Annotated in this window: 16 protein-coding genes; 14 read left to right on the top strand and 2 right to left on the bottom strand. The window is 44.4% G+C overall.

Features of this window, described 5'->3' with window-relative positions; translation table 11 throughout:
- Positions 1 to 39 precede the first annotated feature (39 nt).
- Both ACY8DX_RS15810 and rpsT read right to left on the bottom strand, forming a co-directional pair.
- Positions 40 to 1323 (bottom strand): glycoside hydrolase family 18 protein, encoded by a 1284-nt coding sequence (locus ACY8DX_RS15810; RefSeq protein WP_049670082.1) that lies wholly within the window; start codon positions 1321 to 1323, stop codon positions 40 to 42.
- A gap of 188 nt (positions 1324 to 1511) precedes the next feature.
- The gene (rpsT, locus tag ACY8DX_RS15805; RefSeq protein WP_049670083.1) at positions 1512 to 1778 is read right to left on the bottom strand and encodes a 30S ribosomal protein S20; all 267 of its coding nucleotides are present in this window, start codon (positions 1776 to 1778) and stop codon (positions 1512 to 1514) included.
- Positions 1779 to 2091: 313 nt separating this feature from the next.
- Between rpsT and gpr the strand changes: the two genes are divergently transcribed.
- The 14 genes from gpr to ACY8DX_RS15735 all read left to right on the top strand — a co-directional run bounded on the left by gpr (position 2092) and on the right by ACY8DX_RS15735 (position 17116).
- Positions 2092 to 3195, top strand: a complete 1104-nt coding sequence (gene gpr / locus ACY8DX_RS15800) for a GPR endopeptidase (protein WP_049670084.1) — start codon at positions 2092 to 2094, stop codon at positions 3193 to 3195.
- A gap of 71 nt (positions 3196 to 3266) precedes the next feature.
- Complete coding sequence (gene spoIIP / locus ACY8DX_RS15795; RefSeq protein ID WP_049670085.1) at positions 3267 to 4424, top strand: stage II sporulation protein P; 1158 nt, start codon at positions 3267 to 3269, stop codon at positions 4422 to 4424.
- A 34-nt stretch (positions 4425 to 4458) separates the two neighbouring features.
- Positions 4459 to 4791: a DUF3679 domain-containing protein gene (locus ACY8DX_RS15790; protein WP_049670086.1), complete on the top strand. Its 333-nt coding sequence runs from the start codon at positions 4459 to 4461 to the stop codon at positions 4789 to 4791.
- 213 nt (positions 4792 to 5004) lie between these two features.
- Positions 5005 to 6840, top strand: coding sequence for a translation elongation factor 4 (gene lepA / locus ACY8DX_RS15785; protein WP_049670087.1), 1836 nt, complete (start codon positions 5005 to 5007; stop codon positions 6838 to 6840).
- A 107-nt stretch (positions 6841 to 6947) separates the two neighbouring features.
- The gene (hemW, locus tag ACY8DX_RS15780) at positions 6948 to 8075 is read left to right on the top strand and encodes a radical SAM family heme chaperone HemW (protein ID WP_462405588.1); all 1128 of its coding nucleotides are present in this window, start codon (positions 6948 to 6950) and stop codon (positions 8073 to 8075) included.
- A 115-nt stretch (positions 8076 to 8190) separates the two neighbouring features.
- The gene (gene hrcA, locus ACY8DX_RS15775) at positions 8191 to 9231 is read left to right on the top strand and encodes a heat-inducible transcriptional repressor HrcA (RefSeq protein WP_049670089.1); all 1041 of its coding nucleotides are present in this window, start codon (positions 8191 to 8193) and stop codon (positions 9229 to 9231) included.
- Between the two features lie 56 nt (positions 9232 to 9287).
- Positions 9288 to 9884 carry a nucleotide exchange factor GrpE gene (gene grpE, locus ACY8DX_RS15770; protein WP_462405587.1) on the top strand — a complete coding sequence of 199 codons (597 nt, stop codon included), beginning with the start codon at positions 9288 to 9290 and terminating at the stop codon, positions 9882 to 9884.
- Between the two features lie 28 nt (positions 9885 to 9912).
- The gene (gene dnaK / locus ACY8DX_RS15765) at positions 9913 to 11742 is read left to right on the top strand and encodes a molecular chaperone DnaK (RefSeq protein ID WP_462405586.1); all 1830 of its coding nucleotides are present in this window, start codon (positions 9913 to 9915) and stop codon (positions 11740 to 11742) included.
- Positions 11743 to 11898: 156 nt separating this feature from the next.
- The gene (gene dnaJ / locus ACY8DX_RS15760) at positions 11899 to 13026 is read left to right on the top strand and encodes a molecular chaperone DnaJ (RefSeq protein WP_462405585.1); all 1128 of its coding nucleotides are present in this window, start codon (positions 11899 to 11901) and stop codon (positions 13024 to 13026) included.
- Between the two features lie 21 nt (positions 13027 to 13047).
- Complete coding sequence (gene prmA / locus ACY8DX_RS15755) at positions 13048 to 13986, top strand: 50S ribosomal protein L11 methyltransferase (protein ID WP_049672798.1); 939 nt, start codon at positions 13048 to 13050, stop codon at positions 13984 to 13986.
- A gap of 42 nt (positions 13987 to 14028) precedes the next feature.
- Positions 14029 to 14775: a 16S rRNA (uracil(1498)-N(3))-methyltransferase gene (locus ACY8DX_RS15750; RefSeq protein ID WP_049670093.1), complete on the top strand. Its 747-nt coding sequence runs from the start codon at positions 14029 to 14031 to the stop codon at positions 14773 to 14775.
- Positions 14776 to 14780: 5 nt separating this feature from the next.
- Positions 14781 to 16121, top strand: a complete 1341-nt coding sequence (gene mtaB / locus ACY8DX_RS15745) for a tRNA (N(6)-L-threonylcarbamoyladenosine(37)-C(2))-methylthiotransferase MtaB (protein WP_049670094.1) — start codon at positions 14781 to 14783, stop codon at positions 16119 to 16121.
- A gap of 356 nt (positions 16122 to 16477) precedes the next feature.
- Positions 16478 to 16651, top strand: a complete 174-nt coding sequence (rpsU, locus tag ACY8DX_RS15740; RefSeq protein ID WP_049670095.1) for a 30S ribosomal protein S21 — start codon at positions 16478 to 16480, stop codon at positions 16649 to 16651.
- Between the two features lie 15 nt (positions 16652 to 16666).
- On the top strand, positions 16667 to 17116 hold the full coding sequence (locus tag ACY8DX_RS15735; RefSeq protein ID WP_049670096.1) for a GatB/YqeY domain-containing protein: 450 nt from the start codon (positions 16667 to 16669) through the stop codon (positions 17114 to 17116).
- The last annotated feature ends 62 nt before the right edge of the window (positions 17117 to 17178 follow it).

Here is a 17178-nt window from a genome sequence, read left to right as displayed (position 1 = left end):
GGAATCCCTCTGCATTTTGCTGGAGGGATTCCTTCTTTTTTAAAGCTTGGTAACATTGAAATTATCCTGCAGAAGGAGCCAGTTTTGCGGAAAGGAGAGCCCTAGCTTCCAATAACTGACCCCGCGTAAATCAAGCTCCTTGACGAGATTAAACTTTGCCTGGATAGAACGGGCGTCCTCAAACCAGACCTCATGCTGCTGACCATCCTCATCAGTGTACCTGAAAAACGGTGCCTGGGCTGTGTAATCATACTTAATATCCACCTTGTACTGCCTGGCAATCGCAATCGCCTGCTGCGGGGAGACGGCTTTGGCGACAGATCCTTTTACAAAGGGAAGAGTCCAATCATAGCCATATAAATTCTGCCCCATCATCACTTTTCTTGAGGGGATCTCTGATATAGCATAGGTGAGAACGCGACGAACAGGCCCAATCGGGGAGACTGCCTGTGCCGGCCCTCCGCTGTAGCCCCATTCATATGTCATAATCAGTACCCAATCGACCGCCGCCCCCTGTGCTTTGTAGTCATGGCCCTCATACCAGGAACCCTTCTGCCCGGCACTTGTCTTCGGGGCAAGAGCAATGGATACTTGCCAGCCTTCCTTGGAAAATCGGGCTTTTGCCCTTCTAAGAAAGGAAGTATAGGCATTTCGGTCACTTGCCTTTAGGTTTTCGAAGTCAAAGTGAATATCTCGAAAACCAATTTTTCTCGCTGTTTCGGTAATTTGGTCGAATAACACATTCTGAAGATCCTCGTTATTAAGAATCTGACTAGCTAGGTCGCCGCTGAAGCCGTCGTTCTCAAGATTGGTTACGACCATGACAAGGACGGCGCCTGAATTACTCGCGATTGCCGGAAAATCATCCAGCAAGGGGGCTTTCAGGTTGCCGTCTCGCAATACCCTGTAGCTAAATGGAGATAAGTAGGTTAAGTAGGGAGCGGCTATCCGGGATTCCTGCTCGAGATTCTCAGAGACTGTTGTCCCCCTAGGTTCAACATAGGCATTGAATTGAGCATATCGTTTTGGACTTGGGGGGATATATAGCCGTAATCCCTCTTTAAGGGGTTCATCTATTGAGAGATTATTCGCATCTGCGATTTCCTGAGGAGCTACACCAAACATCCTTCCGATGCTTGAGAGAGTTTCCCCGGGCTGCACCCAATGATACCTGCCGGTGATGGGGATAACGAGTGCCTGACCGATGACGAGCTCATTTGGTGCTTGCAGAACATTTGAGGAAATGATTTGATTGGCGCTTATATTATAGGCCTGAGCTATGGAATAAATGCTTTCTCCTTGTCTGACTACATGGATTTGCATAGCGTCTCTTCCTTTCCTGCACAATCCTTTTTCATCAATGTATGATTTAAAGGAGAGGTTCAGAATAGAAAGTATGCATATGGAGGATGAGGGAGAAAGAAAAAGCCATGGTTTAAGGGAGGTTGGGCAAACATCCGATAAACCATGGCCTGCGATAAAAAAAACGACCCTAAAAAGGGTGCGTTTCATTAAGCGTTAAGTTTGTTCACTTTTTTCATAAGACGAGATTTTTTGCGGGCAGCAGCGTTTTTGCTGATTAAGCCTTTAGTTGCAGCCTTATCTAGTCCTTTAACAGCAGCTACGATTGATTCGTTAGCAGCAGTTGCATCGTTCAAAGCGATAGCAGCTTCTACTTTCTTAACGTTTGTACGTACAGCTGATTTTTGAGCGATATTATGAGCTCTAGCAGCTTCGCTAGTTTTAACACGTTTGATAGCGGATTTAATATTTGCCATTTGTTTCACCTCCAGAATCCGAATTATGTCAACTCGATATTCTTATCAATTAACATTCGCAACATATGATATTCTATCAAAATGTATTTCTTAATGCAATACTCAAGATGGAGCAAAATAAAAATTGCTTACGGAATAGCGGATTTTACTGTTAAGTTTCCCATCTTTACATTGAGTTTATGCGGGTTGGCTGATGTTTGCAAGCTGGGTATCTTTTTTTGGGGTGAAAATGCAATTCTGACTTGGCGAAAGAATGAGACCCTCTTAATCAGGCAATCCTATTAGGAAAAGAATGTCGAAGGGGGTAATTTGTTTGAATAAGGAACTGGACTTATCCCAGTACGCTGTCCGAACGGATCTGGCTGTTGAGGCAAGAGAATTGCTGGTTGAAGAGGTGGAGGATACCTCAAAGATTGCCGGCGTCATTCTAAAGGAAAAAGAAATTGACGGAATCGAGCTTTCTTATGTGGAGATCACAGAGGAAGGGGAGAAAGAGGTCGGGAAGAAGCCGGGCTTTTATATCACAATGGAAATGCAAGGGATTCGGGAGCAGGATTCCAAGCTGCAAAGGCGGGTAGAGGCAGTTTTTGCGAAGCAGCTGGGATATATCCTGAAGAGGATCGGACTTTCAGCTGATGATTCCTGTCTTGTTGTTGGGCTTGGGAATTGGCATGTTACGCCGGATGCACTTGGACCGTCAGTTATTGAGAACCTTATCGTTACCCGTCATTTATTTGAATATCAGCCGACTGCCGTTTCGAAAGGTTTCAGGCCTGTAAGTGCCATCTCTCCTGGGGTAATGGGACTGACAGGAATTGAGACGAGCGATATTATCAAGGGAATAGTCGAAAAAACGAATCCGGCTTTCATTATTGCGATTGACGCACTTGCGGCCCGCTCCATCGACCGGGTCAATACAACCATCCAAATAACGGATACAGGCATCCACCCAGGATCTGGTGTTGGCAATAAGCGGAAGGAATTAAGCAAAGAAACACTTGGCATACCTGTCATTTCAGTCGGTATTCCTACCGTGGTGGATGCGGTAACGATCACAGCTGATACGATTGATTATATATTGAAGCATTTTGGCCGTGAATTGAAGGAAGGGGACAGGCCGTCAAGAGCACTCGCTCCGGCGGGTATGACCTTTGGCGAGAAGAAAAAACTCAATGAAGATGATCTTCCAGAAGAGGAGCATCGCAAAACCTTCCTCGGCATCATCGGAACGTTGCCGGAGGAGGAGAAGAGAAGACTCATTCATGAAGTGCTTTCCCCGCTTGGCCATAATTTGATGGTAACGCCGAAGGAAGTGGATGTCTTTATTGAGGATATGGCCAATCTAGTAGCGAATGGTCTGAATGCGGCCCTGCATCAAGCGGTTGATCAGGATAACGCTGGATATTACACACACTAAATAGAAACAGTGGTTCTAGCAACTCTATCAGAGCATACAATTTACTAGAATGCTCCTGAAAGGGTGGAACCATGAAACGGACAAAGTCTAATCTGATAATTGCATTGCAAGCAGCCACCATTATTCGGTTTCTTTTCTATTTTGCCGGTGCCATGATCGTCCTGTTTTTATTCATTGGGCTGTTGACTGCTTTGAAGCCTGAATACCGGGTTTCATCTAATTCATTAAATGAAGCAACGAAACAAATGGCTGGCAAGACACTATACAAGCATCTCATGAAAGGGAATATGTATCTTCAGCAATCACTTCCTGATGGGGATGTGCCAACAATCGGTGAGCAGCTGTTTCAATATGTAACCAATATAACGATGGATGACCCTAGAAGCCTGCTTGGGAGAGAGCTCCCCGGCTATTCCCTCTTTGATGGGGATATCCTGATTGCAGGGGAAGGGACGAACTATACAAATATGCCGATTGAATCTGCTCCGCTGCCAGAGTCCCTCGAGAAGGATTCCGATACAGAGAAGATTGAGGAGAAAGATGATGTGGAGGATAAGAAGCAAACGGCACCAAAGGAGAAAAGAGTGTTCATTTATTTCTCGCATACCCGGGAGTCCTATCTTCCTCTATTAAAAGGGGTGACAGACCCTAACGCTGCGTCCCATTCGAAGGTGAATGTCACCCTTGTCGGCGATAAGCTAAAAGAGGCATTAGAAGAAAAAGGGGTCGGGGCAGAGGTGGATAAAACAGATGTCTATGCCCTTCTTCAAAAAAAGAACTTGAATTATGCAAGTTCATACACGGAATCAAGGAAGATAGTCGAGGAAGCGATAGCCCAGAAGAAAGATGCCCAATACTATGTTGATGTCCATCGGGATTCCCAAAGGAAAAAAGTGACGACGATTAAGATAGACGGGAAGGATTATGCAAAAATCTGTTTCATTATTGGGGGAGAGAACCCGAATTATGAAAAGAATTTGAAGCTGGCAAAGGAGATTCATAAACGTATCTCGGATAAATACCCAGGCTTAAGCCGTGGTGTCTTCGAGAAAAGGGGGGCATCCACGAACGGGAAATTTAATCAGGACTTGTCAGAGAATGCGATGCTAGTGGAAGCGGGCGGTGTGGATAATACGATGGAGGAATTGGATCGTTCCATGGAAGTGCTGGCAGGAGCGCTATCAGAGCATATACTTGATGCAGAGGCAGTCATGGGTGATGGCAGCTGACATCCGAATGAATGACGATAAAGGAGAATGCTAAATGGGTAAATTCATATGGAAAACAAGTTTGCTTGTTCTGCTTCTTTTCTTCGGAGTGATTTTGGGTATGCAATTTGCCAACCAAAATATGAAGAAGATGCAAGGCTATGAGGACCCGAGGATGTATGAAGCTTTTACGGTTAAGAAAGAGGGCGAGGGCGAGATCAATGCGACTGTGCTCGGAAAGGAAGTCTCGACTGGTGATATAGAGAAGAAGAAGGAAGAGATGGAAGAATGGAAAGCCTATAATGCGCTGTCAAGTGCGGGTAAAGGAATTTCGAGTGCATGCACAGATATCTTTCAAGGCTTGGCGAAGCTTATCTCAGATGAATAAGAATGATGACATTCCCGAAGGACGTCTGTTTTTCGGGATTTTATCTGAGCAGGATATGCGCTCAGTCCTCTTGGGACGTGTCTGTTCTTGATATTGGGAGAGAGTGTGAGAAATTAATTTTTGTGCTTGGGCATAAACCGTTTACGGTTTGAATTTCTTTCTGCTATAATCTACAGTATCTGTGTTTTGAAAGTAACAGGAGTGAAAACGACAATGAATAATCAAGAACGGCTAGAAAGACAGAAGAAAATCCGTAACTTCTCGATTATCGCCCATATTGACCATGGGAAATCGACGTTAGCGGATAGAATATTAGAGAAGACCAATGCCCTCACATCCAGAGAAATGAAGGATCAGCTTCTTGATTCCATGGATTTGGAAAGAGAGCGCGGCATTACGATTAAATTAAATGCCGTTCAATTGAAATATAAAGCAAAAGATGGAGAAGAATACATCTACCATTTAATCGATACCCCCGGACATGTTGACTTCACGTATGAAGTATCCCGGTCCCTTGCAGCTTGTGAGGGGGCTGTCCTCGTCGTTGACGCTGCACAAGGTATTGAAGCTCAAACGCTTGCAAATGTTTATCTTGCACTTGATAATGACTTGGAAATCCTGCCAATCATCAACAAAATTGACCTGCCAAGCGCGGACCCAGAGCGTGTGCGCCAGGAAATCGAGGATGTGATTGGACTGGATGCCTCTGAGGCGGTTCTTGCTTCCGCTAAGGCCGGTATCGGCATTGAGGAAATCCTTGAGCAGATTGCTGAGAAGGTTCCGGCACCAAGCGGTGACCCTGAAGCACCGCTCAAAGCGTTAATCTTTGACTCTTTATATGATGCCTACCGAGGTGTTATTGCTTACATCCGTGTCGTAGAAGGAACAGTGAAGCCTGGCGATAAGATCAAGATGATGGCAACAGGCAAGGAATTTGAGGTTATCGAGGTTGGTGTGCATACACCAAAAGCGACGGTTTGTGATGAATTAACAGTCGGTGATGTAGGGTTCCTGACAGCAGCAATCAAGAATGTTGGTGATACCCAGGTCGGTGATACGATTACGAATGCGAAGAACGGCGCAACTGAGCCGCTTCCAGGCTACCGCCGCCTAAACCCGATGGTGTATTGCGGTCTATATCCAATCGACACAGCGAAATTCAATGATTTGCGCGAGGCATTAGAGAAACTCCAATTAAATGACTCTGCCTTGCAATACGAGCCGGAAACATCTCAAGCCTTAGGATTTGGCTTCCGCTGCGGATTCCTTGGACTGCTCCATATGGAAATCATCCAGGAGCGGATTGAACGTGAATTCAATATTGATTTGATTACAACCGCACCGAGTGTTATTTACAAAGTGAAGATGACAGACGGAACGGAAATCGATATTGATAACCCGTCCAATATGCCTGACCCGCAGAAGATTGACCAGATTGAGGAGCCTTATGTGAAGGCGACATTGATGGCACCGAATGACTTTGTTGGAGCTATCATGGAATTGTGCCAAACAAAGCGCGGTAATTTCATCGATATGCAGTATATTGATGAGAATCGTGTCAGCATCATCTACGAAATCCCGCTCTCTGAAATTGTTTACGATTTCTTCGATCAATTGAAGTCAAGCACGAAGGGATATGCATCCTTCGATTATGAACTAATTGGCTATAAGGAATCGAAGCTTGTGAAGATGGACATCCTTCTAAACGGTGAAACAGTCGATGCCTTGAGCTTCATCGTTCACAAAGACTTTGCTTATGAGCGCGGAAAGGTTATCGTAGAAAAATTAAAAGAGCTTATTCCACGCCAGCAATTTGAAGTGCCTGTTCAGGCCGCAATCGGCAATAAGATTGTTGCCCGCTCATCCATTAAAGCGATGAGAAAGAACGTCCTTGCTAAATGCTACGGCGGTGACATTTCCCGAAAGCGTAAGCTTCTTGAGAAGCAAAAGGAAGGGAAGAAGCGGATGAAGCAGGTCGGCTCTGTTGAAGTGCCGCAGGAGGCTTTCATGGCTGTCCTGAAAATGGATGACTCCAATTCGAAAAAATAACAAGAATACGTTCTAAAGAGGCCGGACATTTTTGTTCTGGCCTCTCTTTTATTATGATGGTGATAATAGATCATCTATAGTTCTTTAAGAAAAGAGGTGCTTCTGCCTTGGCGCAAAGCATGTATGTTCACATACCTTTTTGTACGCAGATTTGTCATTACTGCGATTTCAATAAATTCTTTATTCAAAACCAGCCTGTTGAAGAATATCTTCGAAGTCTTGCGGGTGAAATGTCACTCTATCAAATGGGCAAGAGGGAGATGAAGACGGTCTTCATCGGCGGAGGAACACCGACGGCGCTGGATGCTGGCCAAATGGAGAAGCTTCTAGCATCCATTCATGAGAACATCCGCTTAGGGGATGAGTATGAGTTCACAATGGAGGCCAATCCGGGGGATTTGACAAAGGAAAAGCTCGCAGTCATGAAGGCGGCAGGCGTCAATCGCTTGAGCTTGGGGGTACAGACCTTCAATGAAGAGCTCTTGAAGAAAATCGGCCGCGGACATACCTCCGAGGATGTGTACCGGAATATTGAACTGGCGCGGGAGGCGGGATTTGAGAATATCAGTATTGACTTGATTTACTCCCTGCCTGGCCAGACGATAGAGGACTTGCAAGACACGATTAACCGGGCGCTTGAACTCGAGCTGCCTCATTTCTCAGCCTATTCGCTTATTATTGAGCCGAAGACAGTCTTTTACATCATGCTGAATAAAGGCAAGCTCTCCCTCCCTTCAGAGGATACGGAAGCTTCCATGTATGAATATGTAATGGAGCGGATGGAGAAGGCAGGCTACCATCAATATGAAATCTCAAACTTCGGCAAGCCGGGCTTTGAGAGCAAGCATAATCTCGTCTATTGGAATAATGAGGAGTATTATGGATTAGGAGCAGGTGCACACGGCTATCTGAATGGGGTGCGCTACCATAATCATGGTCCGCTCAAAAAATACATGAATGACATCGCAAATGGGGAGAAACCTATCATTGATCAGGCAAATGTCACGAAGAAGGAAAGAATGGAGGAAGAGATGTTCCTTGGTCTGAGAAAGACAGAGGGTGTCTCTATCCAAGGATTTAAGCAGCGTTTTGGTATTGAAATGAACGATGTATTCGGTGAGGCCATCGCTAATTTCCTTCAAAAAGAACTGCTTGTCATAGAGGGCGGAAATATTAAGCTTACCCATCAAGGAAAATTAATTGGCAATGAAGTATTTCAGGATTTTTTATTATAGTTAAAAAATGACGCTGAAAACATAATCATAACCGTTGACACGTTACGGCCGTTTTGATACTTTATTTATAGACTTAGCACTCGGAGGCAAAGAGTGCTAACAGGGGTGATTATCGATGTTAACAAACAGACAACTGCTTATATTACAAGTGATCATCGATGATTTTATATCGACCGCTCAGCCTGTCGGTTCACGCAATATTTCGAAGAAGGATGGCATTTCACTGAGCTCGGCTACAATCAGAAATGAAATGGCTGACCTTGAGGAAATGGGATACTTAGAGAAAACTCATACATCCTCCGGGCGTATTCCGTCGGAAAAAGGGTATCGATACTATGTGGATCATCTTGTATCACCGCAGCAGCTTCAAAAGGAAGACATCCATAAGTTAAAATCGATTTTTAAAGATAAGCTTTTCGAGCTCGAGAAGATTGTCCAGCGCTCTGCCGGCATTCTCTCTGAAATCACTAATTATACGACCATCATGCTGGGGCCTGCTGTGTCGGATAATTATTTACGCAGAATCCAAATCGTTCCGCTTGGCAATAATACTGCCACAGCTATCATCGTCACGGATACCGGGCATGTTGAAAATAAGATGATTTATCTCCCTCCAGGCATTGACATGGATGAAATGGAGAGAGTCGTTAATATTTTGAATGAACGGCTGATAGGCGTTCCTTTAACCCAGTTGAAGGAAAAGATCTATAAGGAGGTTGCTGTACTATTAAAGCAGCATATCACGAACTATGATATGGTGCTGAATATGATTGCGGCCACATTGCAGATTCCGGCAAACGAGAAGCTGTTCTTTGGCGGTAAAGCAAATATGCTCAGCCAGCCTGAATTCCATGATATTGAGAAAGTGAAGGCGATTCTCAATGTTATTGAACAGGAAAAGGATCTGTATGATTTAGTGAGTCAAACACCTGTTGGCATCAATGTCCGGATTGGTCATGAGAATAATAATCTTGCGTTAAGCAATTGCAGCATCATAAGCGCCACGTATTCCATAGGTGATGAAAGCCTTGGTTCCATCGCAATTCTTGGACCAACCAGAATGGATTATGCGCGTGTCATTGGTTTACTGTCCTTTTTCTCTGACAATTTGAGCGCGATGCTAACGGAGCAGTATCAAAATAAAAAGGAACGGTAATAGTAGTAATGTCGTTCTTGAATATATTGGCAAAGCTTATAGGGAGGTGAGAAGCAGTGGCTGAAAATAAACAGGATCAAGCTGTTGATGAAACAATTGAAGAAATATTCGATGAAACAGATGTGAATGAAACACAAGATACAGATTCAACTGAATCTGGTGCAGCTGATGCGGCTTCTGATGAGGTAGCAGAGGAAAGCACTGGAGGCAAGGAAGCTGAGCTTGAACAAAAGCTGAAGGAAGCAGAGGCGAAATATTTGCGTCTTTATGCCGATTTCGATAATTATCGCCGCCGTGTGAAGCTTGATGCAGAGGCAGCGCAGAAGTACAGAGCGCAATCCTTGGTAACAAATTTACTGCCGGCGTTGGATAACTTTGAACGAGCACTTATGATTTCGACAGATAATGAAGAAACAAAGGCACTTCTACAAGGAATGAATATGGTCTTAAGCGGTATTCAAGCAGCCCTTAAGGAAGAAGGCGTTGAAGAAATCAAAGCTGTCGGAGAGGAATTTGACCCGCATCAGCATCAGGCTGTCATGCAGGATAATAATCCAGACTTTGGTTCAAACATTGTTGTGGAAGAGCTTCAAAAAGGCTATAAACTTAAGGACCGTGTGATTCGACCATCTATGGTAAAAGTGAATCAATAAGGTTACATATTACGGGAGGTAATCATTCATGAGTAAAATTATCGGTATTGACTTAGGAACCACTAACTCTTGCGTATCTGTGCTAGAGGGCGGGGAACCAAAGGTTATTCCAAATCCAGAAGGAAATAGAACAACTCCATCTGTCGTTGCTTTCAAAAACGGCGAACGTCAAGTTGGTGAGGTGGCAAAACGCCAAGCAATCACAAACTTGAATACAGTAAGCTCCATTAAACGTCATATGGGTACAGATTACACTGTCAACATTGAAGGCAAAGACTACTCTCCACAAGAAGTATCTGCGATCATCCTTCAATACTTGAAATCTTACGCAGAAGAATACCTTGGCGAAAAAGTGACAAAAGCTGTTATCACGGTTCCGGCTTACTTCAATGATGCAGAACGTCAAGCAACAAAAGATGCTGGACGCATCGCTGGTCTTGAAGTTGAACGTATTATCAACGAACCAACAGCTGCGGCTCTTGCTTATGGTCTTGATAAAGCAGACGAAGATCAAAAAATCCTTGTATTCGACCTTGGCGGCGGTACATTTGACGTTTCCATCCTTGAATTAGGTGATGGCGTATTCGAAGTGCGCTCTACTGCTGGTGACAACCGTCTTGGCGGAGATGACTTTGATAATGCCGTTATGGAATACTTAATCGAAGAATTCCGTAAAGAAAACGGAATTGACCTATCTAAAGATAAAATGGCGCTTCAACGCTTAAAAGATGCAGCTGAAAAAGCGAAGAAGGATTTATCTGGTGTTACATCCACTCAAATCTCTCTTCCATTCATCACGGCTGGAGAAGCTGGACCATTGCACTTGGATGTGACGCTTACTCGCGCGAAATTCAATGAAATCACAGCTGGCCTTGTTGAAAGAACAATGGGACCTACTCGCCAAGCTCTTCGTGATGCAGGCTTGTCCCCAGCTGAAATCGATAAAGTAATCCTTGTCGGCGGATCTACTCGTATCCCTGCTGTACAAGAAGCAATTAAGAAAGAAACAGGCAAAGAGCCTCATAAAGGCGTAAACCCAGATGAAGTCGTAGCAATGGGAGCAGCTATCCAAGGCGGCGTTATCACTGGTGACGTTAAAGATGTTGTGTTGCTTGACGTAACGTCTCTATCTCTTGGTATTGAAACAATGGGCGGTGTATTTACTCGCTTAATCGACCGTAATACAACGATTCCGACAAGCAAGTCTCAAATTTTCTCAACAGCAGCAGATAACCAAACAGCCGTTGATATTCATGTTCTTCAAGGGGAGCGTCAAATGGCAGCGGACAACAAAACACTTGGCCGTTTCCAATTAACGGACATTCCGCCGGCACCACGCGGTATTCCTCAAATTGAAGTAACATTTGATATCGACAATAACGGGATTGTTAACGTTCGTGCGAAAGACCTTGGCACAAACAAAGAACAAGCCATCACGATTCAATCTGCTACATCCTTGAGTGATGAAGAAATTGACCGTATGGTGAAGGAAGCGGAAGAGAATGCGGAAGCTGATAAGAAACGCAAAGAAGAAGCAGAGCTTCGCAACGAATCTGACAGCCTCGTATTCCAAACCGAAAAAACATTAAAAGAGCTTGAAGGCAAAGTAGATGCAGCAGAAGTTCAAAAAGCAACGGAAGCAAAAGATGCATTGAAAGAAGCTATCGAAAAGAATGATCTTGCTGCTATGAAAGAAAAGAAAGATGCCTTGCAAGAGATTGTTCAGGCACTTAGTGTGAAGCTTTATGAGCAAGCAGCGCAAGCGCAAGCTCAAGCCCAAGATGGCCAAGACGGCGCAGGCAAAGCAGATGATGTCGTAGATGCTGAATTCACAGAAGTGGATGACGACAAGAAATAATTTCTGAACGAAAAGAGTCAAAGTCAAGGCATGCTTGACTTTGGCTTTTTTTAACGTCTTATCCATTTGTTGTTTATATTGCAACTCATGTTTATCAAGTGGTACAATATTTTTTATGTGAAACGACGGATATTACAAGAATCAGGAGTGTGAGGAATGAGCAAACGGGATTATTATGAGGTGCTTGGGGTTGGCAAAAATGCCTCGAAGGATGAATTGAAGAAAGCGTATCGTCGCCTTTCCAAACAATATCACCCTGACATTAATAAAGAAGCAGATGCAACAGAGAAGTTTAAAGAGGTCAAAGAAGCGTATGAAGTTTTAAGCGATGATCAAAAGAGAGCGCGCTATGACCAATTCGGTCATGAGGATCCAACTCAAGGCTTCGGGGGAGCCGGCGGTGCTGGGTTTGAAGGCTTCGGCGGATTTGAGGATATATTCAACACATTCTTTGGCGGAGGCGGCCGCCGCCGTGATCCAAATGCTCCTCGTCAAGGGGATGATTTACAATACACAATGACACTTTCCTTTGAAGAGGCGTGCTTTGGAACTGAAACAACCATTGAAATACCAAGGGATGAAGAATGTGAGACATGTAAGGGAAGCGGTGCTAAGCCGGGAACTTCTCCTGAAACTTGCTCTCATTGTAATGGTACAGGTCAGCTGAATGTGGAACAAAATACACCATTCGGCCGGATTGTAAACCGCCGTGTATGTCAGCATTGCAGCGGTACAGGGAAGATTATTAAGCATAAATGCGCAACCTGTCACGGAAAAGGTACGGTCAGAAAACGTAACAAAATTCAAATTAAGGTACCAGCAGGTGTGGACGATGGCCAGCAATTGCGTGTACCAGGCAAGGGTGAGCCAGGCGTAAATGGCGGGTCGGCTGGAGATTTATTCGTCGTCTTCCAAATTAAACCTCATGAATTCTTTGAGCGTGATGGGGATGATATTTATTGTGAAATGCCAATTACCTTTGCACAGGCAGCCTTAGGGGATGAAATCGAAGTACCGACCATCCATGGGAAGGTGAAGCTGAAGGTGCCGGCCGGCACGCAAACAGGCACTCGTTTCCGCTTGAAGGGCAAGGGCGTGCAAAATGTAAGAGGCTATGGCCAGGGCGACCAGCATATCCGTATTTTAGTCGTAACACCGACAAAGCTATCTGATAAGCAGAAAGAACTAATCAGAGAGTTTGCGGAAATCAGCGGTCAAGGTCAATTGGACGAACATGAAGAAGGTTTCTTCTCAAAAGTAAAAAGAGCATTTAAAGGTGAATAAACAGGTAGGAGTTGGTAGATGATGAAATGGTCCGAATTATGTATTCATACAACAAATGAAGCAGTCGAACCAATATCGAATATATTGCATGAGGCAGGAGCAAGCGGTGTGGTGATTGAAGATCCGCTTGAGCTTGTCCGTGAAAGGGAGAATGTATTCGGCGAAATCTATCAGCTCGACCCTAATGATTTTCCAGATGAGGGTGTCATTGTAAAGGCATACCTGCCGGTTAATAGCTTTCTTGGCGAAACAGTCGATGGAATCAAGGACTTGATTAATAACCTTGTTGAATATGATATTGATCTGGGTGCTAATAAAGTAACAATCAGTGAAGTAAATGAGGAAGAATGGGCAACTGCCTGGAAGAAATATTATCATCCAGTGAAGATTTCTGAACAAATCACGATTGTTCCGACATGGGAGGAATACACTCCTGTCAGCAGTGATGAGAAGATTATTGAACTAGATCCGGGGATGGCATTTGGAACAGGTACACATCCAACGACAATCCTCTGTATTCAGGCGCTTGAAAAACAGGTTAAACCGGGGATGCATATCATTGATGTGGGAACAGGTTCAGGCGTATTGACGATTGCGGCAGCGAAATACGGCGCAGAAGAAATTCTTGCGCTTGACTTAGATGAAGTGGCCGTGAATAGCGCGAAAATCAATTGTAAGCTCAACAAGGTTCATGATAAGGTAACCATTAAGCAGAATGACTTGTTGAAGGAAGTAGATTTCGAGGCTGACATCATTGTCGCAAATATTTTGGCTGAAGTCATTGTTCGCTTTACAGATGATGTGGAGAGACTTCTTAAGCCTGGCGGACGCTTTATCTCCTCTGGCATTATCAAGCAGAAAAGAGCTGAGGTGGAAGAGGCCATTAAGAATAGCGGCTTAATCATTGAGGAAGTCATGACGATGGAGGACTGGGTGTCCATTACAGCAGTTAAGCAATAAGGCGTTATAGTACGATTTTAGAAGGAAGAAGGATGCGAGGCCATGCAGAGATATTTTATTCATGAGATGAACGATGAGGAGAACGTCATCGTCTCGGGAGATGATTTTCATCATATGACTCGGGTGATGCGGATGGAGACTGGCGACCAGTTTATGGGAGTCATCAATGCCAAGACAGCGCTCATTCAAATTGATACCATCCTTGATGAGTCTCTTCGTGGCCGCATTATTGAATGGGTGGATGAATCAGTGGAAATGCCCGTTCAAGTGAGTATCGCGAACGGCTTGCCTAAAGGGGATAAATTAGAGTGGGTCATTCAAAAAGGGACGGAGCTTGGGGCTCATGCATTTATCCCTTTTGTGGCAACTCGTTCCATTGTTAAATGGGATGCAAAGAAAGCCGCCAAGAAAACGGAACGGCTGCGCAAGATTGCAAAAGAGGCGGCAGAGCAATCGCATCGTACGGTCATCCCGCGAATTGACGACCCAGTTTCATTTGAGGGATTACTGAAGCAATTAGATGGCTTTGACCATAAGCTCGTAGCTTATGAGGAAGAGGCCAAGCAAGGAGAAAGTATGCGGCTGGCTGAAACATTGCAAGCCGTCAAACCTGGAGAAAAACTTCTCATTGTCTTTGGGCCTGAGGGAGGCCTGGACGAAAAAGAGGTAGAGCGTTTGCTCGCTCAAGGCTTTATGACATGCAGCCTTGGACCCCGCATTCTCCGCACAGAGACAGCGCCATTATATGCATTGTCAGCAATATCTTATCAATTAGAATTAGCGAGGTGAAGGAAATGGCAACCGTAGCGTTCCATACATTAGGATGTAAAGTGAACCATTATGAAACAGAAGCGATATGGCAGCTGTTTCAGGCTTCAGGATATGATCGAGTAGATTTTGAGCAAGTAGCAGATGTCTACGTTATTAATACATGTACCGTGACAAATACAGGCGACAAGAAAAGCCGTCAAATCATTCGCAGAGCTGTCCGTAAGAATCCAGATGCGGTCATTTGCGTAACAGGCTGCTATGCTCAAACCTCCCCTGCGGAAATTATGGCCATTCCAGGAGTGGATATCGTGGTCGGAACACAGGACCGCGGTAAACTGTTAGGATTTATTGATACATTTAGAGAAGAACGCCAGCCAATCAACGGCGTTCGCAATATCATGAAAACAAGAGTATATGAAGAAATGGACGTACCTGCCTTCACTGACCGTACGCGCGCGTCATTGAAGATTCAGGAGGGCTGCAATAACTTCTGTACTTTCTGCATCATCCCATGGGCACGCGGACTTCTGCGCTCAAGAGATCCACAGGAAGTCGTTCATCAAGCTCAGCAGCTGGTTGACGCAGGCTATAAGGAAATCGTCCTTACAGGTATTCATACAGGCGGATATGGAGAAGACTTAAAGGATTATAATCTTGCCATGCTTCTGATGGATTTGGATGAGAAGGTAGCGGGATTGAAACGCATCCGTATTTCCTCCATCGAAGCCTCACAAATCTCTGATGAGGTCATCGAGGTATTGCGGAAATCTGACAAGGTTGTTCCGCATTTGCATATACCGATTCAATCGGCTTCAAACACTGTGCTTAAGAGAATGCGCCGCAAGTATTCAACAGAGTTTTATGCCGAGCGTGTAGCACGCCTGCGTGAAGCATTGCCAAATCTAGCAATCACTTCGGATGTTATCGTAGGTTTCCCGGGTGAAACAGAGGAAGAATTCATGGAGACGTATAATTTCATTAAGGAGCAACGTTTTTCTGAGCTTCACGTCTTCCCTTATTCAAAACGGACAGGCACACCAGCTGCACGTATGGAAGACCAAGTTGATGAAGATGTGAAAAACGACCGTGTACACCGCTTGATTGCCCTTTCCGAGCAATTGGCGAAGGAGTTCGCTTCTCAATTCGAGGATGAGGTTCTTGAAGTCATTCCAGAAGACCGTTTTGAAGAAGGAGAAGGCTTATATCAAGGGTATTCTGATAATTATTTGAAGGTTGTCTTCCCGGCGACAGAAGACATGATCGGCCAAATCGTCAAAGTGAAAATCACAAAGGCTGGCTATCCGTATAACGAAGGGCAATTCGTCCGCGTGTTAGACGATCAAATCGAAGCAGTAGCCCAATAATATAGGAGTCCAAGGTTTCTTAAGTGAACCTTGGACTTTTTTTGCTGAAAGGTAAAGCGGTTAAAGTGTTTAGGATCGTGAATAGCCCATGCTGCTCGTTATGCAAAGCGGTTGATCAATGGAACGGTTTATGTCCAGATCAGAAGGCCTTGCACGGCCATTGATGAATCAGTTGCTTGTACGGGAATTCCCTGCTTGAAATAAAATAAAATCGTGTCAAAAGAATGCGATAAAACCAAGCGTTAAAATTGGAATAACAGTTGACCTAAGATACCTGATATATTATAATTTTAAGGTACATGGTTTCCTTCAACATGAGGAAATTAGAGTTGTTGTGCTCGGAGGGAGGGAAAGAGATGTCTAAAACAGTCGTTAAGAAAAACGAATCGCTTGAAGATGCTCTTCGACGCTTCAAACGCACAGTTTCCAAGCAAGGTACTATGCAGGAAGTAAGAAAGCGCGAATTCTATGAAAAACCTAGTGTTAAACGTAAGAAAAAGTCTGAAGCTGCGAGAAAACGCAAGTACTAAAAAGAGGTGCCTTTAATGAGTCTTGTTGAGCGTTTAAACAGCGATATGAAACAAGCTATGAAAGACAAAGATAAAGACAAGCTCTCTGTCATCCGAATGATGAAGGCTTCTCTTCAGAATGAAGGAATTAAGCTTGGCAAACAAGAGTTATCCGAGGATGAAGAGTTGACCGTGCTATCACGTGAGTTAAAGCAACGTAAAGACTCCCTTCAAGAATTTGATAAAGCAGGGCGCCAGGACTTAACCGAAAAGCTTCACGCTGAAATTGCTGTTGTGGAAAGCTATATGCCGAAACAATTAAGCGAAGAAGATCTGGATGCGCTTGTTACTGAAGCGATCGCCCAAACAAATGCCACTTCTAAGGCTGATATGGGGAAAGTAATGTCCGCTATCATGCCGAAGGTGAAGGGCAAAGCTGATGGATCTTTAGTTAATAAACTGGTACTGCAACATCTTTCAAAATAAGACATATAAAATCCGTGAATCAATCGATTCGCGGGTTTTTTATTATGTTTTCAGGAAAAAAC

This window comes from Gracilibacillus sp. Marseille-QA3620 (genome assembly GCF_054950035.1).
This window is presented reverse-complemented; position numbering and strand designations above follow the sequence as displayed.